General features: G+C 29.8%; 31 protein-coding genes. 13 read left to right on the top strand and 18 right to left on the bottom strand.

Annotated features, from left to right (window positions below; all coding sequences use genetic code 11):
* Positions 1-7: 7 nt before the first annotated feature.
* The 4 genes from Q0684_RS06980 to Q0684_RS06965 form a co-directional block, all read right to left on the bottom strand.
* Positions 8-286, bottom strand: coding sequence for a hypothetical protein (locus Q0684_RS06980; RefSeq protein WP_299014310.1), 279 nt, complete (start codon positions 284-286; stop codon positions 8-10).
* A 177-nt stretch (positions 287-463) separates the two neighbouring features.
* Positions 464-901 carry a hypothetical protein gene (locus tag Q0684_RS06975; RefSeq protein ID WP_299014307.1) on the bottom strand — a complete coding sequence of 146 codons (438 nt, stop codon included), beginning with the start codon at positions 899-901 and terminating at the stop codon, positions 464-466.
* A 96-nt stretch (positions 902-997) separates the two neighbouring features.
* Positions 998-2,341, bottom strand: a complete 1,344-nt coding sequence (gene purB / locus Q0684_RS06970) for an adenylosuccinate lyase (RefSeq protein ID WP_299014304.1) — start codon at positions 2,339-2,341, stop codon at positions 998-1,000.
* A gap of 47 nt (positions 2,342-2,388) precedes the next feature.
* Entirely contained in the window at positions 2,389-2,982 is a 594-nt protein-coding gene (locus Q0684_RS06965; RefSeq protein WP_299014301.1) for an adenylosuccinate lyase, read from the bottom strand.
* A 47-nt stretch (positions 2,983-3,029) separates the two neighbouring features.
* Here Q0684_RS06965 and Q0684_RS06960 point away from each other — a divergent pair, with 47 nt between their 5' ends.
* The 6 genes from Q0684_RS06960 to Q0684_RS06935 all read left to right on the top strand — a co-directional run bounded on the left by Q0684_RS06960 (position 3,030) and on the right by Q0684_RS06935 (position 8,701).
* Entirely contained in the window at positions 3,030-3,740 is a 711-nt protein-coding gene (locus Q0684_RS06960) for a toxin-antitoxin system YwqK family antitoxin (RefSeq protein WP_299014298.1), read from the top strand.
* 256 nt (positions 3,741-3,996) lie between these two features.
* Positions 3,997-5,184, top strand: a complete 1,188-nt coding sequence (mnmA, locus tag Q0684_RS06955; RefSeq protein ID WP_299014296.1) for a tRNA 2-thiouridine(34) synthase MnmA — start codon at positions 3,997-3,999, stop codon at positions 5,182-5,184.
* A 258-nt stretch (positions 5,185-5,442) separates the two neighbouring features.
* The gene (locus Q0684_RS06950) at positions 5,443-7,113 is read left to right on the top strand and encodes a S8 family serine peptidase (protein WP_299014294.1); all 1,671 of its coding nucleotides are present in this window, start codon (positions 5,443-5,445) and stop codon (positions 7,111-7,113) included.
* Positions 7,113-8,054, top strand: a complete 942-nt coding sequence (locus Q0684_RS06945; protein ID WP_299014291.1) for a nitronate monooxygenase — start codon at positions 7,113-7,115, stop codon at positions 8,052-8,054. The genes Q0684_RS06950 and Q0684_RS06945 overlap by 1 nt, the downstream gene beginning before the upstream one ends.
* Positions 8,055-8,172: 118 nt before the next feature.
* A complete protein-coding gene (locus Q0684_RS06940) occupies positions 8,173-8,364 on the top strand; it encodes a cold shock domain-containing protein (RefSeq protein ID WP_077809452.1) in 192 nt (63 codons plus the stop codon).
* A 142-nt stretch (positions 8,365-8,506) separates the two neighbouring features.
* Entirely contained in the window at positions 8,507-8,701 is a 195-nt protein-coding gene (locus Q0684_RS06935; RefSeq protein ID WP_299014288.1) for a YwbE family protein, read from the top strand.
* Positions 8,702-8,703: 2 nt separating this feature from the next.
* Here Q0684_RS06935 and Q0684_RS06930 read toward each other — a convergent pair whose 3' ends face one another.
* The 3 genes from Q0684_RS06930 to mtaB are packed head-to-tail and all read right to left on the bottom strand — an operon-like array spanning position 8,704 to position 11,700.
* Positions 8,704-9,627, bottom strand: coding sequence for a lytic transglycosylase domain-containing protein (locus Q0684_RS06930; protein ID WP_299014286.1), 924 nt, complete (start codon positions 9,625-9,627; stop codon positions 8,704-8,706).
* Positions 9,628-9,669: 42 nt separating this feature from the next.
* Positions 9,670-10,329, bottom strand: a complete 660-nt coding sequence (locus tag Q0684_RS06925; protein WP_299014283.1) for an alpha/beta hydrolase — start codon at positions 10,327-10,329, stop codon at positions 9,670-9,672.
* A gap of 42 nt (positions 10,330-10,371) precedes the next feature.
* On the bottom strand, positions 10,372-11,700 hold the full coding sequence (gene mtaB / locus Q0684_RS06920; protein WP_299014280.1) for a tRNA (N(6)-L-threonylcarbamoyladenosine(37)-C(2))-methylthiotransferase MtaB: 1,329 nt from the start codon (positions 11,698-11,700) through the stop codon (positions 10,372-10,374).
* Positions 11,701-11,739: 39 nt separating this feature from the next.
* On the opposite strand from mtaB, the gene Q0684_RS06915 reads away from it, so the two are divergent.
* Positions 11,740-12,237, top strand: coding sequence for a GNAT family N-acetyltransferase (locus Q0684_RS06915; RefSeq protein WP_299014277.1), 498 nt, complete (start codon positions 11,740-11,742; stop codon positions 12,235-12,237).
* A 98-nt stretch (positions 12,238-12,335) separates the two neighbouring features.
* Positions 12,336-13,502 (top strand): NAD(P)/FAD-dependent oxidoreductase, encoded by a 1,167-nt coding sequence (locus tag Q0684_RS06910; RefSeq protein WP_299014274.1) that lies wholly within the window; start codon positions 12,336-12,338, stop codon positions 13,500-13,502.
* Here Q0684_RS06910 and Q0684_RS06905 read toward each other — a convergent pair.
* The 7 genes from Q0684_RS06905 to Q0684_RS06875 all read right to left on the bottom strand — a co-directional run bounded on the left by Q0684_RS06905 (position 13,499) and on the right by Q0684_RS06875 (position 19,696).
* Complete coding sequence (locus Q0684_RS06905; RefSeq protein WP_299014271.1) at positions 13,499-14,515, bottom strand: endonuclease/exonuclease/phosphatase family protein; 1,017 nt, start codon at positions 14,513-14,515, stop codon at positions 13,499-13,501. The genes Q0684_RS06910 and Q0684_RS06905 overlap by 4 nt on opposite strands.
* A complete protein-coding gene (locus Q0684_RS06900) occupies positions 14,516-15,373 on the bottom strand; it encodes a rhomboid family intramembrane serine protease (protein ID WP_299014268.1) in 858 nt (285 codons plus the stop codon).
* Positions 15,374-16,081 (bottom strand): rhomboid family intramembrane serine protease, encoded by a 708-nt coding sequence (locus tag Q0684_RS06895; RefSeq protein ID WP_299014265.1) that lies wholly within the window; start codon positions 16,079-16,081, stop codon positions 15,374-15,376.
* A gap of 2 nt (positions 16,082-16,083) precedes the next feature.
* Entirely contained in the window at positions 16,084-17,907 is a 1,824-nt protein-coding gene (gene mutL, locus Q0684_RS06890) for a DNA mismatch repair endonuclease MutL (RefSeq protein ID WP_299014263.1), read from the bottom strand.
* A 3-nt stretch (positions 17,908-17,910) separates the two neighbouring features.
* Positions 17,911-18,183, bottom strand: a complete 273-nt coding sequence (locus Q0684_RS06885; protein ID WP_299014260.1) for a riboflavin synthase subunit beta — start codon at positions 18,181-18,183, stop codon at positions 17,911-17,913.
* 143 nt (positions 18,184-18,326) lie between these two features.
* Positions 18,327-18,833 (bottom strand): 6,7-dimethyl-8-ribityllumazine synthase, encoded by a 507-nt coding sequence (gene ribH / locus Q0684_RS06880; RefSeq protein ID WP_299014257.1) that lies wholly within the window; start codon positions 18,831-18,833, stop codon positions 18,327-18,329.
* Between the two features lie 95 nt (positions 18,834-18,928).
* Complete coding sequence (locus tag Q0684_RS06875) at positions 18,929-19,696, bottom strand: tetratricopeptide repeat protein (protein ID WP_299014254.1); 768 nt, start codon at positions 19,694-19,696, stop codon at positions 18,929-18,931.
* Between the two features lie 114 nt (positions 19,697-19,810).
* On the opposite strand from Q0684_RS06875, the gene recF reads away from it, so the two are divergent.
* Both recF and Q0684_RS06865 read left to right on the top strand, forming a co-directional pair.
* Positions 19,811-20,890, top strand: coding sequence for a DNA replication and repair protein RecF (recF, locus tag Q0684_RS06870; RefSeq protein WP_299014251.1), 1,080 nt, complete (start codon positions 19,811-19,813; stop codon positions 20,888-20,890).
* Between the two features lie 208 nt (positions 20,891-21,098).
* A complete protein-coding gene (locus Q0684_RS06865; protein ID WP_299014248.1) occupies positions 21,099-21,395 on the top strand; it encodes a DUF721 domain-containing protein in 297 nt (98 codons plus the stop codon).
* A 15-nt stretch (positions 21,396-21,410) separates the two neighbouring features.
* Here the strand turns inward: Q0684_RS06865 and mazG are convergent, their stop codons facing one another.
* The 4 genes from mazG to ruvX all read right to left on the bottom strand — a co-directional run bounded on the left by mazG (position 21,411) and on the right by ruvX (position 23,870).
* On the bottom strand, positions 21,411-22,190 hold the full coding sequence (gene mazG / locus Q0684_RS06860) for a nucleoside triphosphate pyrophosphohydrolase (RefSeq protein ID WP_299014245.1): 780 nt from the start codon (positions 22,188-22,190) through the stop codon (positions 21,411-21,413).
* Positions 22,191-22,270: 80 nt separating this feature from the next.
* Positions 22,271-22,693 carry a DUF5606 domain-containing protein gene (locus Q0684_RS06855; RefSeq protein WP_299014242.1) on the bottom strand — a complete coding sequence of 141 codons (423 nt, stop codon included), beginning with the start codon at positions 22,691-22,693 and terminating at the stop codon, positions 22,271-22,273.
* A gap of 42 nt (positions 22,694-22,735) precedes the next feature.
* On the bottom strand, positions 22,736-23,326 hold the full coding sequence (gene def / locus Q0684_RS06850) for a peptide deformylase (RefSeq protein WP_299014239.1): 591 nt from the start codon (positions 23,324-23,326) through the stop codon (positions 22,736-22,738).
* A gap of 130 nt (positions 23,327-23,456) precedes the next feature.
* Complete coding sequence (gene ruvX, locus Q0684_RS06845; RefSeq protein ID WP_299014237.1) at positions 23,457-23,870, bottom strand: Holliday junction resolvase RuvX; 414 nt, start codon at positions 23,868-23,870, stop codon at positions 23,457-23,459.
* Between the two features lie 118 nt (positions 23,871-23,988).
* On the opposite strand from ruvX, the gene Q0684_RS06840 reads away from it, so the two are divergent.
* Genes Q0684_RS06840 through Q0684_RS06830 form a run of 3 tightly spaced genes read left to right on the top strand, consistent with a single transcriptional unit; the run spans position 23,989 to position 26,535 of the window.
* Positions 23,989-24,804 carry a 2,3,4,5-tetrahydropyridine-2,6-dicarboxylate N-succinyltransferase gene (locus Q0684_RS06840; RefSeq protein ID WP_299014235.1) on the top strand — a complete coding sequence of 272 codons (816 nt, stop codon included), beginning with the start codon at positions 23,989-23,991 and terminating at the stop codon, positions 24,802-24,804.
* 14 nt (positions 24,805-24,818) lie between these two features.
* Entirely contained in the window at positions 24,819-25,568 is a 750-nt protein-coding gene (locus Q0684_RS06835; RefSeq protein WP_299014233.1) for a glycosyltransferase family 2 protein, read from the top strand.
* 1 nt (position 25,569) lies between these two features.
* Positions 25,570-26,535: a stealth family protein gene (locus tag Q0684_RS06830; protein ID WP_299014232.1), complete on the top strand. Its 966-nt coding sequence runs from the start codon at positions 25,570-25,572 to the stop codon at positions 26,533-26,535.
* Positions 26,536-26,537: the final 2 nt, after the last annotated feature.

Genomic DNA, 26,537 nt, shown 5'->3' with positions numbered 1-26,537 from the left:
TAATTATTTATACAACAGCAGGTGGTCCTCTAAGAGAAAAGGTAAGTGGGTAGTGATTTTTTAAAAAAGTATATTCTTGTAACGGATTTGTAAATTCAGCCGTTTTAATACGTATTGAATAGCTTATTGCAGTTAAAAGTGTATTACTTTGTTTTAATAGGTGTAAGCTACAATCTAAATCTTTTTCGTGTAAGTGAGTTTCTATTTTAGACGAACAAACACCATGTTCATGACCTTCAAAAGCATGTAAAGCCAAAAGGAGTAAAGGCGTTAAAAATAACGCCAATAATAATATGCTTATATGTTTTTTTAGTTTTTTGATAATCAGTGTTTAATATCTAAATTATGCTATTGTAAAAAACTTAAATAATTTGTCGCAAAATACAATTCTCTCTTTATTAAAAACTTAGAGATATGTTAAAAATAGAGCCAATTTAAAGCTTAAAATTAGTAAAAATGTGTTTTATTTTACCTTATATAAAGTTCCATCAGTTTTAAATTTACTAAAACCTACTTTAGCAGAAAAATCGTAAGAACTATCTGTAACCTTTGTAACTTGAACATAAATAGCATCTTTATCCAATTGCTTTTTAGGCGATTTCATTTTTAAAGAATAAAAGAAGTTACTTTTCCATTTAATATATAAAGTATCAATTCTTTTTACTCGTTTTTCTGTAATGGTGCTGTCTGTAGAAATACTAATAATTTTTTCGTATTCTTCTATTTGTAAACTATCTTTTCTGGTGATGATTGTTTTACTGTAACCATCTCCAGCAGGAATTTCAAAAACACCCTGTTTAAAACGGTTGGCGTCTGGTTTTTCAGATTCACAAGAAATAAAGAAAAAAGCACCTATGCATACACAAATAATTGATTTTGTAAATTTTGATAAACAACTCATAATTCTATTTTTTAAATATTGTTATTTGAATTAAAACCCCTTTTTTCTTTTCTAAACCTCGTTTATGTTTACTGTTTTTTTTGAAATTACTAAAAACTAAATCCCTGTATAATTTGCAGGTGTAATTGCTTTTAATTCTTCTTTTATTTCATTAGAAACTTCTAAAGTATCTATAAAATTAGCAATTAAGTTCTGATTTATTTTCTCGTTAGTTCTAGTCAACCCTTTTAAAGCCTCATAAGGATTAGGATATGCCTCTCTTCTTAAAATAGTTTGAATAGCTTCTGCTACAACAGCCCAATTGTTTTCTAAATCATCTTCAAACTTTTGTTTGTTTAATAACAGTTTATTTAAACCTTTTAAGGTTGAAGTAAAAGCGATTATAGTGTGTCCAAAAGGTACACCAACATTACGTAAAACAGTGCTGTCTGTCAAATCTCTTTGTAATCTAGAAACCGGTAATTTAGCAGATAAATGCTCAAAAATAGCATTGGCTATGCCTAGATTTCCCTCAGAATTTTCAAAATCTATAGGATTTACTTTGTGTGGCATGGCAGAAGAGCCTACTTCACCTTTTTTAATTTTTTGTTTAAAATAATCCATAGAAACGTAGGTCCAGAAATCTCTATCTAAATCTATAATAATGGTATTTATTCTTTTTAAACAGTCAAATAATGCTGCTAAATGATCGTAATGTTCTATTTGTGTAGTTGGAAAACTATGGTATAAACCTAGTTTTTCTTGCACAAAACTAGTTCCAAATGCTTTCCAATCTATGTTTTTGTATGCAACTTTATGCGCATTAAAATTACCAGTTGCTCCTCCAAATTTTGCAGCACTTGGTATGTCATTTAATAAATTAAATTGCTCTTTTAAACGCGTAACATAAACATCTATTTCTTTACCTAATCTTGTTGGTGATGCTGGTTGCCCGTGTGTTCTTGCCAACATAGAAACCTCTTTCCATTCAATAACTAAAGCTTGTAGTTTTTCTAAAACCTCAAAATAATGAGGTACAAAAACATCATTCATTGCTTCTTTTATAGAAAGCGGAATTGCAGTATTATTGATATCTTGAGAAGTTAAGCCAAAATGAATAAATTCTTTATCTTTTTCTAAACCTAAAGCATCAAATTTTTCTTTGATAAAATACTCAACTGCTTTTACATCGTGATTGGTGATTTTTTCAATATCTTTAATCTTTTGAGCATCTTCTGCTGTAAAATCAATATAAATTTTACGTAGATCGTCAAATAAGTTAGTATTAAAATCTGATAACTGTGGTAAAGGTATCTCGCATAGCGCTATAAAATATTCTATTTCTACGCGAACTCTGTATTTTATTAAAGCCTCTTCAGAAAAGTAGTTGGCTAATTTTTCTATTTTCCCTCTGTATCTCCCATCAATAGGAGATATGGCATTCAATTGTGATAAGTTCATTTCTTCTTAGATTGTAAGTTGCAAAAATAAGCATTAAAACACATTTATTATTCAAATTTCTTATGTTTTTCAATCAATAAAAGAATTTGTTTTCCACGGGCTTTGGTGCCTTTGCTTTCATGAATTATTTTGCTTTCTATTAGGTGTTTTAATTCTGGATGAATCCAACTATTTTTCAACCCAAATAAATACAAAGTATTCATGGTATAGGCCCTAACTGCAATTTTTTGTGGTGTAATTAACCAATCAAAACCAGTAGTAACTATGGCTTCTATTTGCTGAGTGGTGAGTGTTTTTTTTGTTTTGTTTTCTTTTTTGTGAAAATAAGCGTTGGCCAAATGTTCGCAAATTTTAGCACAAGGTCTTATGGCGCTATCAAATTTTAAATGAGTAATGTTTTGGGTGAATTGCTCTAAATACGGAAGAATCCAATCGATACTTTCATGTGTGCAAATCCATTCTAAAATCCAAGCAGCTTTTATAGAAATTTTATCATCAGCCCAAAAAGTTATGCTAACCAATTCTGCAAATAAATTTTTGTTTTCTAGCACAATATTAGCAACGTTATTTCTGTTTTCTTTAGCAGCAGTTTGCATGTTGTTTAACTGCGTTAATAAATAAAGTTGATTAGGTGTTGACATGAGTGTTGCAAATGCTTTATTGTATATTTGTTTAAAATTACAATGTAATGATACATATTAAAAGACTAACTTTTTTCTTGGGTTTTTTGTGTTGTTTTTTTATCAAACAAGATATAAAAGCCCAAAAAATAAATCAATACAATAAAAATAACCAAAGAATTGGTGTTTGGAAAAAATATCATCCGAATAAAAGAATTCGTTATACAGGCAGATTTGAAAATGGAAAAGAAGTTGGTGTTTTTAAATTTTATGATATTTCTAACTCAGATTATCCTACAATAATTAAAACATTTTATAAAAATTCAGATTCGCTTTTAGTGCAGTTTTTTAGATTAAATGGAACATTAAAAACAGAAGGTACTTTAACTGGCAGAAAAAGAAGGGGTAAGTGGAAATATTTTTATCCTGATGGCGCTTTAATGTCTGAGGAACATTACAACACAAACGGAAAGTTACATGGTAAACAAACAGTATATTATCCTGATGGGAAAATTACTGAATTGGCAGCATACGAAAATGGTTTACTGCACGGTATAACAAAGAAATATGCGAGTAATGGTAGCTTAATTGAAGAGGTAACTTTTAAATCGGGTAAAGAAAACGGCTTAGCAAAATACTTTGAATTAAATGGCAACTTAAAAGAAACGGGTAATTACAAAGAAGGCGTGCGTGTTGGAGAATGGGAATATTATATGGATGGAGAAGTTGCTACAAAAAAAGAACAGAAGAAAAAGTTTAAGGTTAAAAAAAAGAATTGATTTTTTTTTAAAAGTTTAAAAGTTTAAAAGTTCAAAAGTTTAAAAGTGGTAAAGTTTAAAGGTTGAAAGGTTGAAAGTCGCAAAATATTTTTCAATTTTCTTGAATATTTCTTGAAAACGTTTAATTTTCTCACTTCTCACTTCTCACTTCTCACTTCTCACTTCTCACTTCTCACTTCTCACTTCTCAAACCATAGCCTTTAAATTTTAAAGAAACCATTTCTAATTGTTATCTTTGCCACCTTAAAAATAAAGAATGAAAAGAGTAGTAGTTGGTCTTTCTGGAGGTGTAGATTCTAGCGTTACAGCACATTTATTAAAAGAGCAAGGTTATGAAGTAATTGGGCTTTTTATGAAAAATTGGCACGATGATTCTGTAACAATTTCTAATGAATGCCCGTGGTTAGAAGATTCTAATGATGCCATGATTGTGGCAGAAAAATTAAACATTCCTTTTCAGGTAGTAGATTTAAGCGAACAATATAAAGAACGTATTGTAGATTATATGTTTGCCGAGTATGAAAAGGGAAGAACCCCAAATCCTGATGTTTTGTGTAACCGAGAAATAAAGTTTGATGTTTTTATGGACATAGCTTTAAAATTAGGTGCAGATTATGTTGCAACTGGTCATTATTGTAGAAAAGGCGAAGAAATCATTAACGGAAAACCGGTTTATAAACTATTGGCAGGTAAAGACAATAATAAAGATCAGTCTTATTTTCTTTGTCAATTGTCTCAAGAACAACTCACAAAAGCGTTGTTTCCTATTGGCGAATTAACCAAGCCAGAAGTAAGAGCAATAGCCAAAGAAGCAGATTTAATTACCGCAGAAAAGAAAGATTCGCAAGGACTTTGTTTTATTGGAAAAGTACGTTTACCAGAATTTTTACAACAGAAATTACAGCCAAAAGAAGGTAATATTATTACCATTCCATCAGATTTTGATCAGTATCAAACAGAAATTCCTGTTTTTTCTTCAAAAGAAGAAGAATTACAACATTTTGCTACCAAGTTTTCTTATAATGAAGATGATGGTAAGAGCGTTGGTAAACACCAAGGTGCTCATTATTTTACCAAAGGGCAACGTAAAGGTTTAAATGTTGGTGGAACAAAAGAAGCTTTATATGTTATAGAAACAGATGTAAACACCAACACAATTTATGCAGGTGAAGGTAAAAATCACCCAGGTTTGTATAGAAATACACTATTTGTTTCAAATGAGGAACTGCATTGGATTCGTGAAGATTTAGAACTACAAATAGGAGAAACCTTAAAAGTTGAGGCAAGAATACGTTACAGACAACCGCTAGAAAATGCGACTTTGCATAAAGTAGCAACTGGTTTATTTGTTGAGTTTGAAAACAAACAATCTGCTATACAAGAAGGGCAATTTGTGGCTTGGTATAAAAATGAAGAACTCTTAGGCTCTGGTGTTATTTCTTAGTAAAAGCTATTTTGAGCAATTGCAAAGCAATTTATTAAAAATAGCCAGTTGAATGAACATTGCTAAAAAAATCTTATTTCACCAAAATTTTGAGGATAAAATAAATTTCTATTCTTTGCTAAACTCTTCTTAAAAGATAGTTTTTAGCCTTATATTTCTTTCTTACAGTAACAAAGAATTTCGTTTAAAATCATAACGTTAAATTTTATTGATATTTTATCAAGAATCAGTACTTTTAAAAAAGTATAAAATAAAAAAATGCATAAAATAGGTTTACTTTTTTTTCTTTTGGTTAGTACCACTTTTTTCGCACAGCAAGAAGATGCTTGGGTGTATTTAAAAGACAAACCCAGCGCAAGTAATTATATAGAGAACCCTTTAACGATGCTGTCTCAAAGAGCAATAGATAGAAGAATTAATTTGCAAATCGAATTAGATTCCGTAGATGTTCCTTTAGAAAAAAGCTATTACAATCAGATTAAAAAAGCCAATAATATTATTGTTTTGGGAAAATCAAAATGGTTAAATGCAATTCATATTCAAGGAACTATAGCTGCAATAACTGAATTAAAAACAGATTTTTCTTTTATTAAACATATAGAATTTGCCAACAAATCTTTAAACACAAGTAGCAAAACTATCTCTAAAACAGCCATGGACAATCATAGTAACAAATTTAAAAATGTTACTAAACCTTTTAATTATGGAGCAGCAGATACTCAAATCAAAATGTTAAAAGGAGATTTTTTACATCAACAAGGTTTAACAGGTAAAAACCAAATTATAGCGGTTATGGATTCTGGTTTTCCTAATGTAAATACTTTGCCAGCGTTTAAAAGATTAAGAGATAACAATCAAATTTTGGGAGGTTATAATTTTGCAGACAGAAATACCAATTTTTACACCAGAAATAATCATGGTACTAATGTTTTATCTACAATTGGGGGCTATATTCAAGACGAATTTGTGGGTACTGCACCAGATGCAAAATTTTATTTATTTATAACTGAAATTGTAGAGTCTGAAACGGTTTTAGAAGAAACACTTTGGGTAGAAGCTGCAGAAAAAGCAGACAGTTTGGGTGTAGATGTAATTAATACTTCACTAGGTTATTCAACATTTGATAATCCAAATCACAGTTATTCCTACCAAGATATGGATGGAAAAACTACATTTATTTCTAGAGGAGCAGAAATTGCATCTCAAAAAGGTGTTTTAGTAGTAAATTCTGCAGGAAATTCTGGCAATAGCGCTTGGAAATATATTACTGCCCCTGCAGATGCAAAATCTGTAATTACAGTGGGTAGTGTAGCAGCAAATAGAAACATTTCTTTCTTTAGTTCTTTTGGCCCTAGCTTTGACGGACGCATAAAACCAGAAATTTTAGCAATGGGCGGTGCATCAGCCGTAATTCATCATATTTCTGGGGAAGTTGTAAATTTTAGTGGAACATCATTTTCATCACCAATTATGGCGGGTTTAATTGCTTGTTTAAATGATAATGCAGGTTTTTTATTAAAATCTTCATCTAAAACACTTCCTAAAAACTGGAATGCCTACTTAAAAGAAGCAGTATATACATCTGCAGACAGATATGTGAACCCAACAGCACAACATGGCTATGGAATCCCTAATTTTGATCAGGCTTTACAAAATTACAAAGCATCTACAGCATCCTTGTTATATAATAACTTTATAAATCTTAAGGTATTTCCAAATCCTACTGCAACTATTTTTAATGTTGATGGTCTTGCAGATGGTTTAAAATCTTACCAATTAGAATTATTTGATGTTTTAGGAAAACAAATAAAACCACAAATTAATTACACTATCAATCAAATTGATATTTCCTTATTAAATAGTGGTATTTATTTTTTGAAAATTACTAAAGATAATCAGCAGAAAACTATTAAAATTATTAAGCAGTAATGCAAAACAGCATCACAAAATTATTCAATATAAAATACCCAGTAATACAAGGTGGTATGATTTGGGTTTCTGGTTGGAAACTAGCAGCAGCCGTTTCTAATGCAGGTGGATTGGGTTTAATTGGCGCAGGTTCTATGTATCCAGAGGTTTTAAGAGAACACATTCAAAAATGCAAAAAAGCCACAAAAAAACCTTTTGGTGTAAATGTACCCATGTTGTATCCAGAAATTGAAAAAATAATGGATATTATTATAGAGGAAGGTGTGAAAATTGTTTTTACTTCCGCAGGAAACCCAAGAACGTGGACTAATTTTTTAAAGGAACAAGGAATTACTGTGGTGCATGTAGTAAGTTCAGTAAAATTTGCGCTAAAAGCAGAATCAGCAGGTGTAGATGCTGTTGTTTGCGAGGGTTTTGAAGCTGGCGGACATAATGGAAGAGAAGAAACCACCACTTTTACTTTAATACCTATGGTAAAAGAGCAAGTTAAAATTCCTATAATCGCCGCTGGCGGAATTGGTACAGGGAGAGGAATGTTGGCAGCTATGGTTTTGGGAGCAGATGCAGTGCAAATAGGCAGTAGGTTTGCAGCTACTTTAGAATCATCTGCACATATTAATTTTAAGAATACAATTGTAGATGTTAAAGATGGTGATACACAGCTTACATTAAAAGAATTAGCACCTGTAAGATTGGTTAAAAATAAGTTTTATAATGAAGTGCAAGAGCTGTATCAACAAAACCCAACAACAAAAGATTTAAGAAAACTATTAGGAAGAGCCAGGGCAAAAAAAGGAATGTTTGAAGGAGATTTAGAAAATGGAGAGTTAGAAATTGGTCAGATTGCAGGATTAATTCATCAAATAAAACCAGTAAAAGAAGTTTTTGAGGAAATTATTGAGGAATTTAATAGGGTTAAGAGCTTAATTATCAATATTTAACATAATTTAACTAAAAGAATATGGTAATAGTATATCATATTCGTTTTTTTGGTTCTATATTTGCAATTCAATAAGCGCTGTTCGTAATTAAACAGGCAGCACATTAATATTTATTACAATGAATAAAGGTACCGTAAAATTTTTCAATGAATCTAAAGGATTCGGATTCATCACTGAAGAAGGAACAAACAAAGAACATTTTGTACATGTGTCAGGATTAGTTGACGAAATTCGTGAAAACGATGAAGTTGAATTTGACTTACAAGATGGAAGAAAAGGATTAAACGCAGTAAACGTAAGAGTTATATAATTATATATTATTACTAGTTAATTTTTTAAAGAAAACCTATCAAAGATTGATAGGTTTTTTTTTGCTCTATTATTTCGTTACTTTTTTCTAAAAATACTTTATTTTAAAAATTAACTTATTTTGCACTTGTAAACCAAAAATAATGATTGACTCTAGAAAACGAAAAAATATTGAAATTGGACAGTTTGTTAAAATTGTAGAAAAGCAAAATCAGAAATCAGGAATAACTGCAGAGGGAGTAGTGGCAGAGATTTTAACAAAATCTCCTAACCATCCTTATGGTATTAAAGTTAAGTTGTCTTCTGGTCTTGTAGGTCGTGTAAAAGAAATTTTATAAAATTAATTTACAGGTATTTTAATTTCATACAATTTTCTACTTTTATTGTTCAGTTTATTTTCTCTTAACCAAGGGTTATAAATTTTAAACTCTTTATAGTTTAAATTGTATTGTTTTGCAAAACGGGTAATATTTGTAATTGCCGTGTCAACTTTAATTGTTGTAGTAGGTTTTAAATTGTATAAATCCTCATCTTCAAATACAAAACCATATTTTTTAGGATTGTTAATTACTTCTTTTAAAGCTAAAATTCTAAAAATATAGCGTTCTGTTTCATCTGGTAACTTTACATCATAATAAGTAGTTACTTCTTGTTCTTTTAACCTCTTAGAAACACCATAATTACCAGCATTATAGGCAGCAGCAGCTAGCGTCCAAGAACCTAAACTTTTTTTAGATTTTTTTAAATATTCCGCGGCAACTTTGGTCGATTTTTCAATATTGTAACGTTCATCTACGTTTTTGTTTATTTCTAAGCCATATTCTCTGCCTGTAGCTTTTAAAAAATGCCACATTCCTGCTGCTCCTGCAGTAGAGGTTTCATCTATAAAACCACTTTCTGCCAGTGCTAAAAATTTAAAGTCGTCTGGTAAACCATATTTTTCTAAAAGTGGCTCTAATAAAGGAAAGTATTTGTTTGCTCTTTTAATAAGTAATATGCCATTAGATTGCCAGTACGTATTTACTAACAATTCTCTTTCCATTCTTTCTTTTACATCATTAATTTCTACAGGAACTCTTTCTCCAGCTAAATTTAAATTCTCAGGTAATTTTAGTGCTTTTATTTTGTAGCTCTCGTGTGTTTGAGTCTCTTCAGGTTCTAAACCTTTGTCTTTTTTTGCAGTATTTTGATTTATTCCATTAAAAAAAAGTAATGCTAAAGTACAAATACTGGTAAGTATTAAAAATCTATGTGTTCCTTTCATAATATACAGTTTCAACGATAAATGTAAGAAAACACGATTGTTTTAACAAGTTAAAACGGTATCAATAATTTTAGTTATTTGTTTGGCTTTCATTAAAATCATAACATGTGTACCTCCCTTAATTTCTATAGAGTTTTTAATGTTTTTAATAGGAAAAACGGTGTCTTTATTGCCGTGTATATGTACAATGCTTTTTATAGGGTTTAGTTGTTTCCATTTTAAAACATTGTATATAGACCATTTTAAGTAGGTTTTGTCTCTTACAGAAAGGTATTTCTTATATAAATCTGCTTTTTTCTTCAATGGTTTTCCTAAAAAATATTGTGCATATTGCTCAAAGTTTTCTACAACTTTGGTTGGAAATAATTTATATATTTTGGTAAACTTCGCAAACTTAAATTTTTGAGGCAATTCATTTTGGTTTTTTACACTAGAAATAATAATTACTTTTCTTGGTTTTACAAACAGAGCCATTTCTTGAACCAAAATTCCGCCAAAAGAGACACCTACTAAAACAGGATTTTCTTCTTTTATAAAAGCGCTTAATCTATATGCATAATTGGCTATACCTTCATCTAAATCTAAAGGAGCAATCCATTTTAGGTAATGTAAACTGTACTTTTCCTTATCTAAGGTTAAATTTTCAAAAATTTCTGGGCTAGCAGCCAGTCCAGGCATAAAATAGATAGGAATTTTTTTCATTATTTATTTTAATACAATTCAAATAGGCAAATCAAAGAAAATTTAAACTAGTGCACTTGTAAATTCAAATCTAACCAAACCATCAACATCAATTTCTGTTAAAGTAATTGTGTGTAAAGTATTTATTAGTTCTGGATTCCAAGGGGTTTTTACTTTTACATAGTTTTCTGTAAATCCTTGTATATAACCTTCCTTATTTTCGTTTTCAAATAAAACGGTTAAAGAATTACCCAGTTGCGATTCATAAAAAGCACGTCTTTTTTTTGCAGATAAACCACGCAACATTTTACTGCGTTTGGCTCTAGTTTTTTTAGGAACAACACCAGCAAAGTCTACAGCTTCTGTATTTGGTCTTTCAGAATAGGTAAAAACATGAAGATAGGAAATATCTAAATCGTTTAAATAATTATAAGTTTCTAAGAAGATTTCATCGGTTTCACCAGGAAAACCAACAATAACATCTACACCTATACAAGCATTAGGCATGGTTTCTTTAATTCTTGCAACTCTATTGGTGTAGGTATTTGTTAAATAACGTCGTTTCATTTTCTTTAATAAAACATCACTACCAGATTGCAAAGGAATATGAAAATGCGGTACAAAAGAATTAGAATTTGCCACAAAACTAATAGTTTCGTCTTGTAATAAATTTGGCTCTATAGAAGAGATGCGTAAACGTTGAATTCCGTTTACAGTATCTAACTCTTTAACCAATTCTAAAAAAGTATGTTCGTGTTTTTTGTTACCAAATTCACCTTTACCATAATCGCCAATATTTACGCCTGTAAGTACAATTTCTTTAATGCCTTTGGCAGATATTTCTTTGGCATTTGCAATTACATTCTCCAAAGTATCACTTCTAGAAATACCACGTGCTAAAGGTATTGTGCAATAAGTGCATTTATAATCACAACCATCTTGTACTTTTAAAAAAGCACGAGTTCTGTCTCCAATAGAATAAGATCCTACATAAAAATCGGCATCAGCTATTTCGCAAGAATGTACCTCACCAACATTATTTTTGGTTAAATCGTTAATGTAAGCAGTAACATTAAATTTTTCTGTTGCTCCTAAAACTAAATCTACACCATTTACAGCGGCTAATTCTTCTGGTTTTAATTGTGCATAACAGCCTACAGCAATTAAAAAAGCATCATCGTTTTTCTTTAAAGCATTTTTTACAATACTTTTAAAACGCTTGTCTGCATTATCTGTAACAGAGCAAGTGTTAATCACATAAATGTCTGCTTTTTCTTCAAATTCCACACGTTTGAAACCTTCATTTACAAAATTTCTTGCAATGGTAGAGGTTTCAGAGAAATTTAATTTGCATCCTAAAGTATAAAAAGCAACTTTTTTTTCTAGGTTCATTTAAGTACTTTTAGAGTTCTCAAAAGTACAATATTATTCATGATTTTTGAAACAGAAAGATTACTTATTAGAAAACTTAAATTAGAAGATTTATCTTCTTTTTATAAATTACAAAACAACCCCAATGTTTTAAAATATGCAGATGGTGAAGTAAAAAGTTTTGCGGAAAATAAAATAGAATTGTTGAATTTAATAGCAAGATATCAAAAAGCGGACAATGATTTTTGGATTTATGCTATTGTAAATAAGACAGATAAACAATTTATTGGCACGTTAGCTTTGGTAAAAGAAGGTTTAGACGACGAAATTGGGTATAGATTTATAGAAGATTATTGGGGACAAGGTTTTGGTTTAGAAGCTTGTAAAGGTTTACTTTTCTATTGTAAAAATAGAGGTTTTAAAAAGTTAATTGCTTATGTAGTTGATGAAAATATTGCTTCAAAAAAAATACTAGAAAAATTAAATTTTAAGATAGAGAGTTCTGCCATAAATAAAGATTTACAACTATTAGAGACTAAATATCAAATTATATTATAATTGCAGATAGTTTAGAGTCAAAATATTGTGCAATTATTTTACACCCAAAAGTTTCAAAAATAGATTTCCTCTTTTTCTTTTATATCTTTGCTACTGTTATGCAAAATATTGAAAAAACAGCGGTTTGTATTGTTGGTGCAGGTCCTGCAGGAAGTGCCACTTCTATAATGTTGTCTAACTTAAAAATTCATCATTACATTATAGATAAAGCTGTTTTTCCTAGAGATAAAACTTGTGGAGATGGTTTGATACTTTATGCATATCGTTCTCTAAAAATTTTAGGAGAAGGCTTGTTTTATGATTTTTTAAACAATCCGAAGTTTATACACAGTAAAAAAATACAGTTTCATCCAGATAATTTACATCATGTAGAATTTAAGGAAACTCAAAAAAGAGATATGGTTATCTCTTATGCAAAACGCATAGATTTTGATGATTTTTTAGTGAATCATTTGAATAAAAAGTACGCAAAAACCATTTTTGGAAATGGCGTAAAAACACTAAAAGAACACAAAGACAATATTTTAATTACTTTAAAAGACGGAAAACAAATTGAGACCAAGTTAGTGGTTGGTGCAGATGGTGTGAAGTCTAAAGTATATAGCAATTTAGTTGGTGAAAAAATTTCTAAAAAACTAGCTTCTACTTTTGTTTGTGGGTATTTTGAAAACGTGCTTTTAGCCAAAGAAAATGTAGCAGAAATAAGATTGATTTATAAAAAAATGCCTTTGTTTTTTTATATTTTTCCTTTAGCTGACGGTCAAGTTAATGTAAGTTTAGGAGGAAGAGCAGACCTTATTAAAAAGCATAATATTAATTTAATTGATGAAATTAACGCCATTATTAAACGACATAAAAAAGTAAAACATAAATTTATAGATGGCAGAAGAGTAGGGAATTGGCGTGGTTGGTCTATACCTTTTCACTTTGGGAAACATAAAATTTTTGGAAATAAATTTGTTTTAGTTGGTGATGCTGCAGGTTTGGCGAACCCTTTTTATAAAGAAGGAATAGGAACAGGAATGATGTCTGGTATTATAGCAGCTAAAAATATTGAGCGATGTTTGCAGGAAAGTGATTTTTCTGTAGAAAATTTACAAAAATACGAGCAAGATTTAAAAGAAAAATTCGGTAGGCTCTTAAAATTCAGTTATTTTTCTTTAAAAATGGCCAGGTTTAAGCAGATGTTTGCTTTTTTTACAAAAATTTTAAAAAACAAAATAGAAGAAAAATCTTACGCTGCAATTCAAAAAAGAAGTTATTAATTACTCCAATTAATTTTTGCTTGTATAGGAAAATGATCTGAATAATCTACTGTAAAAGTCTTAAACTGATTTATAATGGCATCTTCATCTGTTAAAATAAAATCGATTCTTACAGGAAACCAATAATTAAAAGTTTTACCAAAACCTTTACCTGCTGCTATAAAAGCATCTTTTTTATTTTCAGAAATTTGTTTGTACATCCAAGAGTAAGCAGTGTTATTAAAATCGCCACAAATTATTATTTTGCCCTTCCAAGTTTTTTTATGGGCTAAAAAAACCTGGGTTTGTTTGGCTTGTTCTTTAAAAGAATTACCAACCCTTGCTATTAATTTTTCAGAATTTTTTTCCCCGAAATTTTCTTCGTTAGGTTTTATTCTTAAAGACTCAAAGTGCGCATTGTAAACCCTTATGGTATCTTTATTTTTAATAATATCTGCAAAAATAATGTTATTTCCCTCGCTTTTTAAATCTAAAGAACCACTATTTATAATTCTATATTTAGAATAAATAGCCATACCATATTTACTTTTTTTAGATCTTAAGTTCACAAATTTATAAGGAAAAACAAACTTGTTTTTTTTGGTTTGATAGTATTCTTGAATGGCTATTACATCAGGATTTTTATCTGAAATAAAGTGAAACCCATTTGCAAGTTTTGTTTCTTTTTTATTCTTATGAAATAAATCAAATGATTTTACATTGTAGCTCATTATCTTTAAATCTGAATTTAATGAAGAGTTATTATCAGACATTTTATAAAAAGGAGTTGCTACAAACCAACCTATTAATAAAACTACTAAAGAAAGTAGAAAATGCTTTTTTAATTTTAAAATCCAATAAATAACAAAACCAATATTTACAATTAATAATACTGGTGCAAAAAGACTTAAAATTCCAGAAAAAGGGATTATTTCTGGAGAAATATAAGGCAATAAAAAAGACAATAGTAATAAAGTTGCAATTAATGAATTGACTAAATATAGAAACTTATTTAAAAAAGATAATTTCTTCATTTAACTTTTACCTTGTTTAAATAAAAACTCTTTTTCGGCTTTCGTTAATGTATCGTAGCCAGATTTACTAATTTTATCTAAAATTTCATCTATTTTCTTCTGATTATTATTTGTAGGTGTTGTTGTTGTGTTTTTAGATTTTGTTTTCGCTTTGTATACCGTTTGTAATGGTTTTTCTTTTCTTTTGAATATCGAAAAAATACTACCAAAAATATCAATTTTCTTATTACTTGCTTGATTTACAAATAAAAAGCCAAATAAACTACCACCTAAATGAGAAAAACTACCACCAGCATTAGGTCCTATTAAACCCACAAGATCAAATGCTAACCAAACTGCTGCCAAATGCCATAATTTTATATAACCTAGTAAACGTACATTAATTTGATAATTGGGCATGTACGTTGCCAAGCCAATAAAAATTGCGGAAACACCTGCAGAAGCCCCTACTAAACGTGAAGAACTTCCTTCGAAAAGCGGAAAGTAGTTTTGACTAAATAGATAGAAAAATCCGCCAAAAAGTGTACCTAATAAATAAAATTGTAAGGCTTGTTTTTGGGTAAAATATTGAATGAATAGATTGCCAATAAAGTACAAACCTATCATATTAAAAAGTAGGTGTATAAAACCAGAGTGTAAAAAACCATAGGATATCAAAGACCAAGGTTTGGTAAACAATTCAGATAAATTATCATCTAATGCAAACCATTCTACAATAAAAGTTGGTTGCCCTCTAAAAAGACCTTGAGCAATTGTTAGAAGTAAGGTTACCGCAAAAATACCTACGTTTATGTAAATTAATTTTTCTATAATACTACCCGTATTAAACTTATATTTTATGTTATCTATAAAACCCATTTAATTTGTTTTAAATTGATTTTTTTTCCAGTAAAAAGCGATTAGAAATCCTATTAAAGCGCCACCAACGTGTGCAAAGTGTGCTACATTGCCAATTGAATATTTTGTCATTCCAAAAAATAAATCACCCAAAATCATTACAGGAATAAAGTATTTTGCAGCAATAGGCACTGGAAAAAATAGTAAAGCGAGTTTAGCATCTTTAAAAAACAACCCAAAAGCGGCTAAAACTCCGTAAACTGCACCAGAAGCACCAACTGCAGGAGTTGCGTATAGCGAATTAACCGTTTGTAAATATTCATTTTTATAAACTAGAGTAGGATTCATTAGTTCCAAAATTTCTGATTTTGTAGAACCTAATTCAATTAGTTTTTCAAAAGCATTATTAAATTGATAATAATTAACTAGTGTATATATTATTCCTGCACCTAAACCTGCAGAGAAATAAAAAAATAAAAACTTTTTTTTGCCCCACATTTGCTCTAAAGGTGTACCAAAAGCCCATAAACCATACATGTTGAATAAAATATGCGGAAAACTACCATGCATAAACATGTGAGTAATATATTGCCAAATTCCGAAATTATCATTTTTAGGAAAATGCAAGGCCAATATATTTGTAAAATCTAATTTTAGCAATTGTGGTGCAATAAATAGAATTACATTTATAATAATTAAGTGTTTGATACCTTCTGTAAGTTTCCCCATAATTAACTATTAAATAAATTATCTATTTGGTTTAACGTTAATGTTTTAAAAGTAGCTTTACCAAAAGGTGAAACACTAGGCTCTTTGCAAGAAAAGAGGTCGTTTACCAAGCCTTCTTGCTCTTTTTCTGATAGTAATGTACCTGTTTTTATAGACAATGTTTTTGCAAAAGATTTTGCCATAACATCAAAATGACTAAAACTTGCGTCTGGTACTTCTAAATTTATATCATTTAGCAACTCTTCTAAAATAATTGTTATTTTACTTTCTGTAACAGAAACAGGTATTCCTTTTATGGTAACACTGGCTTTGGTAAATTCATCAAAAGAAAAACCAGCATTTTCTAACTCTGTTTTAATGGTATAAATCATTTCTATTTCTGCGGAAGAAAAAGAAATTTTTACAGGAAATAGTAATTGTTGACTATTGGCTTCTTTAATAGTGATGCTTTCTAAAAACTCTTCGTACAAAACCCTTTGATGCGCTAAAGATTGATTGATTAAAACCACACCAGATTTAATTAAACTCAACACATATTTGCGCTGAATTTGAAACGTTTTTTGCGTTTTTTCTTCTTGCTTATGTTCAAAAAGTTGTTCTTGTTCGTTTTCAATAACGGCAGCAGAAGAAGTGTATAAAGATTCCCAACTTTCTGTATTCTTTTCTCTTTTAAAAGGAAGAACTGCTTTAGTTTGTTTAGGTGGATTTTCTTCTTTAAACGGATTAAAATTAGGATCTACAGAAATTTTAGGAACGCTTGCAACTTTAGTGTTTGATTTGTAAGTGTATGGTGTATCTAAGTTAGCATCTCTATTAAAATCTAAAACAGGTGCAACATTATACTGGCCTAAACTGTGTTTTACAGTAGCACGTAACATGGCATATAAAGCTTTTTCATTATCAAACTTTATTTCTGTTTTTGTGGGGTGAATATTTATATCTATTGTATTTGTTGGTACTTTTAAATACAAAAAATAGGAGGGATGTGTTCCGTTTTCTAGCAAGCCATCAAAAGCATTAACCACAGCATGATTCAGATAAGAGCTTTTAATAAAACGATCATTTACAAAGAAAAACTGTTCGCCTCTTTTTCTTTTAGAAAATTCAGGTTTCGCAACAAAACCTTCTATTGTTAAAATATCAGTAACTTCATTTATAGGTACTAATTTTTCATTCATTTTACCACCAAAAACAGCAACAATACGTTGTCTTAAATTACCACTTCTTAAATTATAAACTTCGTTGTTATTGTGATGTAGTAAAAACGAAATATTAGGATGAGCCAAAACTACTCTTTGAAACTCGTCTACAATATGCCTTGTTTCAACAGTGTCTGATTTTAAGAAATTTCTTCTTGCAGGAATATTATAAAATAAATTTTTAACCGCTAAACTGGTTCCTTTCCCTGTAGAAACAAAATCTTGAGATATAATTTTACTGCCTTCAATCTTTATAGCGCAACCTAATTCTTGGTTTTCTTCTTTTGTTTTTAATTCTACATGAGCAATAGCAGCAATAGATGCTAAAGCTTCGCCTCTAAAACCTTTGGTACTTAAATTAAATAAGTCTTCTGCCTTTCGTATTTTAGAAGTTGCATGGCGCTCAAAACACATTCTTGCATCTGTAGCACTCATTCCTTTGCCATCGTCTATAACTTGAATAAGCGTTTTACCAGCGTCTTTAAGTAGTAACTTTATATTGGTTGCACCTGCATCTATAGCATTCTCTAGCAACTCTTTTACTACAGAAGCTGGCCTTTGTACTACTTCTCCTGCTGCAATTTGGTTGGCAACATGATCTGGTAAAAGTTGAATAATGTCAGACATTAATTATTTTGTGAATATAGATAAATCGAAATCTATGATGTATAAGAAAATAAATACTAAAATAGAGATGATAATTATAAGTGTTTTGTTTACAGTTTTATCTGGATTTTTTAAATCGTCTATAGCATCACTAAATTTGCCTTTAAAACCTTTGTTTTTACCCGCAGTTGTTCTAAATTGATCCAGTTTATGCTCAATTTTAAAAGGATTACCTTCACCTTTGTAATAACGAGGCTGATAATTAAATTTTTTATTTGTACGTTTTAAAAATCCCATAATATTTTATCTAATTGGTTTATTAATTTAGTTGTAAATTAATGTTTATACCAATTTAAAAAGCTTATCAAATTTAAAAAAAAATAAAGAAATTGTATTTAAATCTGATGTTAAAAGTATTCTTAAAATAAAGCGTATTTTTATTAAAATCCAATACTATCAGAAGATCTATCAGAATTTTTAATGGCAGCCATTTTAACAGCAGCAACAGCACATTCTATACCTTTATTACCTAATTTACCACCAGATCTGTCTAAAGATTGTTGTTTGGTATTGTCTGTTAATACACAGTAAATTACAGGTACATCGTATTTAACATTTAAATCTATAATACCTTGTGTTACGCCATCACAAACAAAATCGAAATGTTTAGTTTCTCCTTGAATTACGTTTCCAATGGCAATAATAGCATCTACTTTTTGAGATTGTATCATTTTTTTACAACCATATACAAGTTCAAAACTACCAGGCACATTCCAAGAAACTATGTTTTCTGCAATTGCCCCACAATCTTGTAAAGTAGCAATAGCTCCTTTTTTAAGGTTTTCAGTAATTTCTTGATTCCATTCAGAAACCACAATCCCAAATCGAAAAGATTTCGCATTTGGGATTGTAGCTTTATCGTAGTAAGATAAATTTGTTGTTGCCATATTTTGAGTCTTCTGTCCTCAGTTTTCAGTCTTTAGTTCTCAGTCATCAGTTAGCAACTTGACAACCTTCTGTAAACTGAATTACTGCCTACTTATTATTGCTTAGCGTATTTAGCTGCATTTATAAATTTTTCTATAGCTATACCTTGTTCAGATTTTGGGTAGTTTGCTTTTATTTGCGAAAATAAATTTTCTGCTTTACCAAACTCTTTTAATAACATAGCTGTTTGCCCAGCTTTGTACAAAAATAAAGGTGCTGTAAAAGTATTATCTTTTTTATTTGCTGCTTTTTCGTAATATTCTAAAGCTTGCTCTGGTTGGTCTATATCTGCAAAAGCATCGCCAATTGCTCCTAATGCAACAGGACCTAATAAAGCATCATCTGAATCAAATTTTTCTAAATGACTAATTGCTTTTTCGTAATTCTTCATCTGTAAATAAGAAACACCAGCATAATAGTTTGCTAAATTACCGGCATCTGTACCCCTGTAAGAATCTGCAATATCTAAAAAACCAAATTTACCATCTGCACCTTCTAAACCTAAAGTAAGTAAAGAATCTATACCAGAACCAGCTGTAGAAGCTTCGTTAAAGTATTTTCTTGGAAAAGCCAATTCGTTAGATGCCTCTAATTCCTTAGGCGCTACAATATATTTATTGTAACCTAAATAGGCTAAAAATAGCACTACAACTGCTACCAAAGAGTAAAAAAGTGGTTTGCTATTTTTTTCTATCCATTGTTCAGATTTAGAAGCAGTTTCATCTAATGTATTAAAAACTTCAGCGGTTGTGCTTTCCATTTCTTCAACTTGCTGTTGCTGCTTTTTACCTTCTGCTTTATATTTTTTCTTGTACGTTGCCATATTTCCTTAAAAATTAGTGGCGACAAAAATAGTTTTTTTAATTGGATTTTAAAAGTCTATAATTCGCAAAATTTTCAATAATTTGCAAATCATTTTAAAGACCTTTTTTTATTAATGTATTTACAGAAACTTTCTTTAGTTAATTTTAAAAATATAACATCGCAATCTTTTGATTTTCAAGAGAAAATAAATTGTTTTGTAGGCAACAATGGCGTGGGTAAAACCAATGTTTTAGATGCTATTTATTACCTGAGTTTTGCAAAAAGTTACTTTAATTCTGTTGCTGGGCAGAATATAAAACATGGAGAATCTTTTTTTATGGTGGAAGGAGATTATTTTTTAAATGATAGGAATGAGAAAATGGTTTGTAGCCTAAAAAAAGGGCAAAAGAAAGTTTTAAAACGAAATGGTAAAAATTACGAGAAGTTTTCTGAACATATAGGTCAACTTCCTTTGGTAATTATATCGCCAGCAGATAGAGATTTGGTTACTGAAGGTAGTGATACCAGAAGAAAATTTATAGATGGTGTAATAGCGCAACAAAACAAAAAGTATTTACAAGATTTATTGGCATATAATAAAGTTTTAAGTCAAAGAAATGCATTATTAAAATATTTTGCGGCCAATAGAACATTTGATGCTTTAAATTTAAATGTTTATAATGAGCAATTAGCAACGTATGGAAGCAGTATTTATGAAGTAAGAAAAGATTTTTTAGAAAGCTTTATCCCAATTTTTAATGAAAAATATACCATTATTTCTGGTGATAATGAACGTGTAGACTTGGTGTATAAAAGTCAGTTACACGATTTTTCTATAGAAGATTTATTACAAAAGTCTTTAGATAAAGATAGAATGGTGCAATATACTACTGCTGGTATACATAAAGACGATTTAAGTTTTAATATTGGAGAATATCCTATTAAAAAGTTTGGTTCTCAAGGGCAACAGAAATCGTATTTAATTGCGCTTAAGTTTGCTCAGTTTGAATTTATTAAACAACAATCTAAAGTAACGCCTATTTTATTACTAGATGATATTTTTGATAAGCTAGATGAAAGTAGAGTTTTGCAAATTATTGATTTAGTGAATAATGACGAGTTTGGACAGATATTTGTTACAGATACACACAAAGATAGAACAGAGTCTATTTTAAAACAAAGCGATAAATCTTATGAAATTTTTGAACTGTAGTTTTTTAAGGTTTTAAAAGTTTAAAGTTTAAAGTTTTAAAGTTTTAAAGTTTTAAAGTTTTAAAGTTGTGAATTTTGTTCATAAGTTTATCCGTTTTTGCGTGCAAAGTAGTGTTGCTTTTTTCAACTTTAACCAATAACCAATAACCAATAACCAATAACCAATAACCAATAACCAATAACCAATAACCAATAACCAATAACCAAAAATGGCTAAGAGAGAAAACGATTCTTTTTCGGTAAAAGATTTAATGCAGCTTTTTATTCAAGAAAATAATTTGAGTAAAGGCATGCAAAAAATTAAAATAGAAGAAACTTGGCAAAAAATGATGGGACCAGGAGTTGCAACCCATACCACTTCTGTTAAATTGCAAAATAAAACGTTAATTGTACAATTAACTTCATCTGTTTTGCGTGAAGAGTTAAGCTATGGTAAAGAGAAAATAATTAAAATGATGAACGAAGAAATAGGAGAGGAAATAATTGCAAAATTAATGTTGGTTTAGTTTTTTATAAACGGGTTATTTAAAATATTTTTTAGAAGCTTCCCAATAAACATCCATTTCTGTTAAAGACATATCTGCAATATTTTTTCCTGCTTTTTTAGCCTCTTTTTCTAAGAATTGAAAACGATTTATAAATTTTTTATTCGTTTTTTCTAAAGCATTTTCCGGATTAACATCTATAAAACGCGCATAATTTATCATAGAAAACAAAACATCACCAAACTCTTTTTCTGTGTTTTCTTTGTTGCCTGCTTTAATTTCTTCGTTTAATTCAGCTAATTCTTCTTGTACTTTTTCCCAAACTTGCTCTGGTTTTTCCCAATCAAAACCAACACCCGCCACTTTTTCTTGAATTCTACTGGCTTTTACAACTGCTGGTAAACTTTTAGGCACACCTTCTAAAACAGAATTTTTACCTTCTTTTAACTTTAGTTGTTCCCAGTTTCGTTTTACATCTGCCTCGTTTTCTACAGTAACATCGCCATAAATATGAGGGTGTCTGTCTATTAATTTATCTGAAATAGCATTGGTAACATCTGCAATATCAAAAGCTTTTTTTTCACTACCAATTTTTGCATAGAATACAATATGCAATAACACATCTCCCAATTCTTTTTTAATTTCTGGTAAGTCGTTGTCTAAAATAGCATCTGCAAGCTCATAAGTTTCTTCAATTGTAAGATGGCGTAAACTTTCTAAAGTTTGTTTTTTATCCCAAGGACATTTTTCCCTAAGATCATCCATTATATCTAACAATCTATTAAATGCGGCTAATTGTTCTTTTCTGCTATTCAAAATGTGGTGGTATTAAAATGTCATTTCTATTTTAGTAGAAATGACATTATTTATTTGTGGTTTGATAAGCTTTTTGAGGTCTATTTTTCTTCAGTAGACTCTTCTGCAGTAGCTTCAATTTTAGAAAAATCCATACCAGATTTTACCAGAATATTAAACCATTGTATTACCTTTTTAATATTAGAAGTGTACACTCTTTCATCGTCATAATTTGGCAATACTTCAGTAAAAAAAGCCTCTAATTTTTTACCACTTTCTTTGTGTGATATTGCTTCTGCACCTTCAGTTTTGACATAAATTGCTTTAAATACATCTAATAAAGGTAAGTCTTCTTCGTATGTATAAATTGCAATATTTTCTAACAAACTCACATTTTGAGTAGCATTAACAGCAATTCTTTTATCATCTGATAAAGAAGCAACAATAATTGCATTTTTAGACTGAGATACTACTTGATATAAACCGGGTTTACCAGCTACTGAAATAATTTTACTGAATTCCATTATTTTATTTTTATTTGAAAACCTGTTTAACTAAGTTCTTATTTATTTACCTTTTTTAGCAAGTGGAAAACGCATTCTGTAGTCTGCATTAATTTTTCCCTTAGAAATATTTGCCAATTTCTTTTTTATAATTCTTTTTTTAAGAGAAGATAGTTTGTCTGTAAAAAGAATACCCTCTATATGATCATATTCGTGCTGAAAAACTCTAGCTGCTAAACCGTCTAATTCTTCGGTTTGTTTTGTAAAGTTCTCATCTACATATTCTATTTTTATTTTTGGTTTGCGAAAAACATCTTCTCTAACATCTGGTATGCTCAAGCAGCCTTCATTAAAAACCCATTCATCACCTTTCTCTTCTAAAATTTTTGCATTAATAAAAACACGATTAAATGTTTTTAAAACGGCTCTATCTTCTTCAGATAATTCTTCATCTTCCGCAAAAGGAGAGGCATCAATAACAAACAAACGAATGGCTTTACCAATTTGAGGCGCAGCCAAGCCAACACCAGAGGCGTTGTACATGGTTTCTTTCATGTTGGCAATAAGTTTCTCTAAATCTGGATAGTCCTTATCTATTTCTGCAGCAACTTTCCTTAAAACAGGATCTCCGTAAGCAACTATGGGTAAAATCATTTATTTATTTTCTTTAAAACGAGTGCAAAAATACAACTTAGAATTGCGAATTACCAATTTTTACTTTTGAATTTTAGCAATACTGTAGTTTTAGCGTTTTTTTTTAGTTTAGATTATGAATCTAAACAATTTAAAATTTACTGTACAAATATGATTGTAAAATAATGGTAGCACTAATTTCGTCTACCAAAGCTTTGTTTCTGCGCTGTTTTTTCTTCATTCCGCCAGCTATCATAGTTTGTAATGCCATTTTAGAAGTAAAACGTTCGTCTATTCTTTTTACAGGAATATTGGGTATTTCTTTTTGAAGTTTTGCTAAAAACGGTGCAATTAAAACTTCACTTTCGCTATCTGTATTATTCATTTGTTTGGGTAAACCCACTAAAAAAAGAGCTACTTTTTCTTTAGAAATGTAGTCTTTTAAAAAAGGAAGTAGTTCTTCTGTATTTACAGTGGTTAAGCCAGAAGCTATTATTTGCAATTCGTCGGTAACTGCAATTCCCGTTCTTTTTTTACCAAAATCAATCGCTAAAATTCTAGACATAAATACGCTTTTTGGCAAAAATACGTTTTTTAAACAAAGCAGAAATACTTGTTTAAAAAATGTATCTTCGCTAACTATTTTACAGATACTATTATATTTGCAAAAACAAATTTTTAAAATGGAACAAATTAGAAAAACTATAGAAGCAGCTTGGGAAAATCGTGAGCTATTAAAAGATCAAAATACAATAGATACAATTAGAAAAGTAGTTGATTTATTGGATAAAGGAGAATTAAGAGTTGCAGAACCTACCACAGATGGTTGGCAGGTGAATGAATGGGTTAAAAAAGCAGTGGTTTTGTATTTCCCTATTCAGAAAATGGAAACTTTAGAAGCAGGTATTTTTGAATATCATGATAAAATGCCATTAAAAACTGATTATGAGGCTCAAGGCGTACGTGTTGTTCCTGGTGCTTCTGCTCGTAAAGGATCTTACCTTTCACCTGGTACAATCTTAATGCCAAGTTATGTAAATATTGGTGCTTATGTAGATGAAGGTACTATGGTAGATACTTGGGCAACAGTGGGTTCTTGTGCACAAATTGGTAAAAATGTACACCTTTCTGGTGGTGTTGGTATTGGTGGCGTTTTAGAGCCTTTACAAGCAGCGCCTGTAATTATAGAAGATGGTGTTTTTGTAGGTTCTAGATGTATCGTTGTTGAAGGTGTTAGAGTAGAAAAAGAAGCGGTTTTAGGTGCTAACGTGGTTTTAACCATGAGTACTAAAATTATAGATGTTACTGGAGATGAGCCTGTAGAAATGAAAGGTAGAGTACCTGCAAGATCTGTAGTTATACCTGGTAGTTATACCAAGAAATTTGCCGCTGGAGAATACAATGTGCCTTGTGCATTAATTATTGGAAGAAGAAAAGAAAGTACCAACAAAAAAACCTCTTTAAACGATGCTTTGCGTGAGTATGACGTAGCCGTTTAAAAAGTACAATTTTCATGACAAAAATTTCGGTAATTATACCTACTTTAAATGAAGAGTTGCATATTGCAGATGCTATACAATCTGTACATTTTGCAGACGAAATTATTGTTATAGATTCATACAGTACAGATAAAACGTTAGAAATAGCAGCAGAATTAAATGTAAAAATCATCAAGCGAAAGTTTGATGATTTTTCTTCTCAAAAGAATTATGCGATTTCGCAAGCCAACTATTCTTGGATTTATATTTTAGATGCAGATGAACGTGTAACACCAGCAGTTGAGTTAGAAATTAAGAATGCCGTTAAAAATCCGCAAGATTTTGTTGGTTTTTATGTAAGAAGAGCGTTTTATTTTGCAGGTAAAAGAGTAAAATACAGCGGTTTTCAAAGAGATAAAGTAATTCGTTTGTTTTTAAAAGAACATTGCAACTACAATGGCGTGGTTCATGAAACCATAAAAGCGAGTGGCAAACTTGGTTTTTTCAAAAATAAGATAGACCATTTCTCTTACCGTTCTTACGATCATTATATTGCTAAAATGAATCATTATGCTGCATTACAAGCACAACATTTGCATGAAAAAGGGAAAAAAGTAAACCTTTTTCATATTTTGGTAAAACCTGCGGCACGATTTTTTATCCATTACATTATTAGGCTTGGTTTTTTAGATGGTTTTGTAGGTTTTTTAGTGGCAAAAATTCAGGCATACGCTGTTTTAACACGTTACGTTAAATTGTGGTTGCTAAATAGAAAAATGGTTTAGTATGAAAACAACTGAACCTTTACTTATTGATGCAGTAATTACTTGGGTAGATGGCAAAGAACCTAAGCATAAAGATAAAATACAAAAGTATTTAAAAGATAAAACTGTATTAAATTCAAAAGAATTAACAAATCGGTTTAACCAAGTAAATGAAATAGAATATTGCGTTAAATCTATTTTAAAATATGCCAAATTTGTGCGTACCATTTATATTGTTACAGATAAACAGGTACCCGCATTTTTAACGGAGAATAGTCACTTATATCCAACAGTAAAAATTGTAGATCATACAGAAATATTTAGAGATCATTTAGAGTATTTACCCACTTTTAATTCAAGATCTATAGAAACTTTATTATATAAAATACCCAATCTTTCCGAGCATTTTATTTACTTAAATGATGATACATTTTTTTTAAAGGAAACTAAAATTGAAGATTTTTTTATAAATCAACAGCCTATTTTAAGAGGTTTTTGGAAAACTTTTAATGAAGATATTTTCATAAAAAAGTTAAAGTATGTTTTTCAAAAGAAAAGTAAAACTAAAAGACCAAGTCATAAATTAGCGCAAGAAACTGGGGCAAAAGTTTTTGGTTTTAAAAAGTATTACAAATTTCATCATATTGCGCATCCAATAAGAAAATCGTCATTAGCTACCTTTTTTGATAATAATAAAGAAATTCTTGAAAAAAATATTAAATACAAATTCAGAAACATAGAACAATTTACCATACAAAGCTTAGCCAATCATTTAGAAATAAAAAATAAAACGGGTGTTTTATTAAATGACTATCAATTGATCTATTTTCAGAATTATAAGAAACCTTTTTTTTGGTTAAAGTCTAAGTTAGAAAAAGCAAAAAATACACAAACCAAATTGTTTTTATGCATGCAAAGTTTAGATGTATGTCCACCAAATAAATTAGTATTTATAAAAGATTGGTTGCATAAAAAATATAATGTATAAAT

The sequence above is a fragment of the uncultured Polaribacter sp. genome, from assembly GCF_947503875.1.
Lineage (GTDB): Bacteria > Bacteroidota > Bacteroidia > Flavobacteriales > Flavobacteriaceae > Polaribacter.
The sequence above is the reverse complement of the archived record's forward strand: the minus strand, read 5'-3'. Positions and strand labels throughout refer to the sequence as shown.

Coding starts and splice junctions, on each gene's coding strand:
- Q0684_RS06975 (WP_299014307.1), bottom strand. CDS start 901: ATGAGTTGTTTATCAAAATTTACAAAATCAATTATTTGTGTATGCATA.
- purB (WP_299014304.1), bottom strand. CDS start 2,341: ATGAACTTATCACAATTGAATGCCATATCTCCTATTGATGGGAGATAC.
- Q0684_RS06965 (WP_299014301.1), bottom strand. CDS start 2,982: ATGTCAACACCTAATCAACTTTATTTATTAACGCAGTTAAACAACATG.
- Q0684_RS06960 (WP_299014298.1), top strand. CDS start 3,030: ATGATACATATTAAAAGACTAACTTTTTTCTTGGGTTTTTTGTGTTGT.
- mnmA (WP_299014296.1), top strand. CDS start 3,997: ATGAAAAGAGTAGTAGTTGGTCTTTCTGGAGGTGTAGATTCTAGCGTT.
- Q0684_RS06950 (WP_299014294.1), top strand. CDS start 5,443: ATGCATAAAATAGGTTTACTTTTTTTTCTTTTGGTTAGTACCACTTTT.
- Q0684_RS06945 (WP_299014291.1), top strand. CDS start 7,113: ATGCAAAACAGCATCACAAAATTATTCAATATAAAATACCCAGTAATA.
- Q0684_RS06940 (WP_077809452.1), top strand. CDS start 8,173: ATGAATAAAGGTACCGTAAAATTTTTCAATGAATCTAAAGGATTCGGA.
- Q0684_RS06935 (WP_299014288.1), top strand. CDS start 8,507: ATGATTGACTCTAGAAAACGAAAAAATATTGAAATTGGACAGTTTGTT.
- Q0684_RS06930 (WP_299014286.1), bottom strand. CDS start 9,627: ATGAAAGGAACACATAGATTTTTAATACTTACCAGTATTTGTACTTTA.
- Q0684_RS06925 (WP_299014283.1), bottom strand. CDS start 10,329: ATGAAAAAAATTCCTATCTATTTTATGCCTGGACTGGCTGCTAGCCCA.
- mtaB (WP_299014280.1), bottom strand. CDS start 11,700: ATGAACCTAGAAAAAAAAGTTGCTTTTTATACTTTAGGATGCAAATTA.
- Q0684_RS06915 (WP_299014277.1), top strand. CDS start 11,740: ATGATTTTTGAAACAGAAAGATTACTTATTAGAAAACTTAAATTAGAA.
- Q0684_RS06910 (WP_299014274.1), top strand. CDS start 12,336: ATGCAAAATATTGAAAAAACAGCGGTTTGTATTGTTGGTGCAGGTCCT.
- Q0684_RS06905 (WP_299014271.1), bottom strand. CDS start 14,515: ATGAAGAAATTATCTTTTTTAAATAAGTTTCTATATTTAGTCAATTCA.
- Q0684_RS06900 (WP_299014268.1), bottom strand. CDS start 15,373: ATGGGTTTTATAGATAACATAAAATATAAGTTTAATACGGGTAGTATT.
- Q0684_RS06895 (WP_299014265.1), bottom strand. CDS start 16,081: ATGGGGAAACTTACAGAAGGTATCAAACACTTAATTATTATAAATGTA.
- mutL (WP_299014263.1), bottom strand. CDS start 17,907: ATGTCTGACATTATTCAACTTTTACCAGATCATGTTGCCAACCAAATT.
- Q0684_RS06885 (WP_299014260.1), bottom strand. CDS start 18,183: ATGGGATTTTTAAAACGTACAAATAAAAAATTTAATTATCAGCCTCGT.
- ribH (WP_299014257.1), bottom strand. CDS start 18,833: ATGGCAACAACAAATTTATCTTACTACGATAAAGCTACAATCCCAAAT.
- Q0684_RS06875 (WP_299014254.1), bottom strand. CDS start 19,696: ATGGCAACGTACAAGAAAAAATATAAAGCAGAAGGTAAAAAGCAGCAA.
- recF (WP_299014251.1), top strand. CDS start 19,811: ATGTATTTACAGAAACTTTCTTTAGTTAATTTTAAAAATATAACATCG.
- Q0684_RS06865 (WP_299014248.1), top strand. CDS start 21,099: ATGGCTAAGAGAGAAAACGATTCTTTTTCGGTAAAAGATTTAATGCAG.
- Q0684_RS06855 (WP_299014242.1), bottom strand. CDS start 22,693: ATGGAATTCAGTAAAATTATTTCAGTAGCTGGTAAACCCGGTTTATAT.
- def (WP_299014239.1), bottom strand. CDS start 23,326: ATGATTTTACCCATAGTTGCTTACGGAGATCCTGTTTTAAGGAAAGTT.
- ruvX (WP_299014237.1), bottom strand. CDS start 23,870: ATGTCTAGAATTTTAGCGATTGATTTTGGTAAAAAAAGAACGGGAATT.
- Q0684_RS06840 (WP_299014235.1), top strand. CDS start 23,989: ATGGAACAAATTAGAAAAACTATAGAAGCAGCTTGGGAAAATCGTGAG.
- Q0684_RS06835 (WP_299014233.1), top strand. CDS start 24,819: ATGACAAAAATTTCGGTAATTATACCTACTTTAAATGAAGAGTTGCAT.
- Q0684_RS06830 (WP_299014232.1), top strand. CDS start 25,570: ATGAAAACAACTGAACCTTTACTTATTGATGCAGTAATTACTTGGGTA.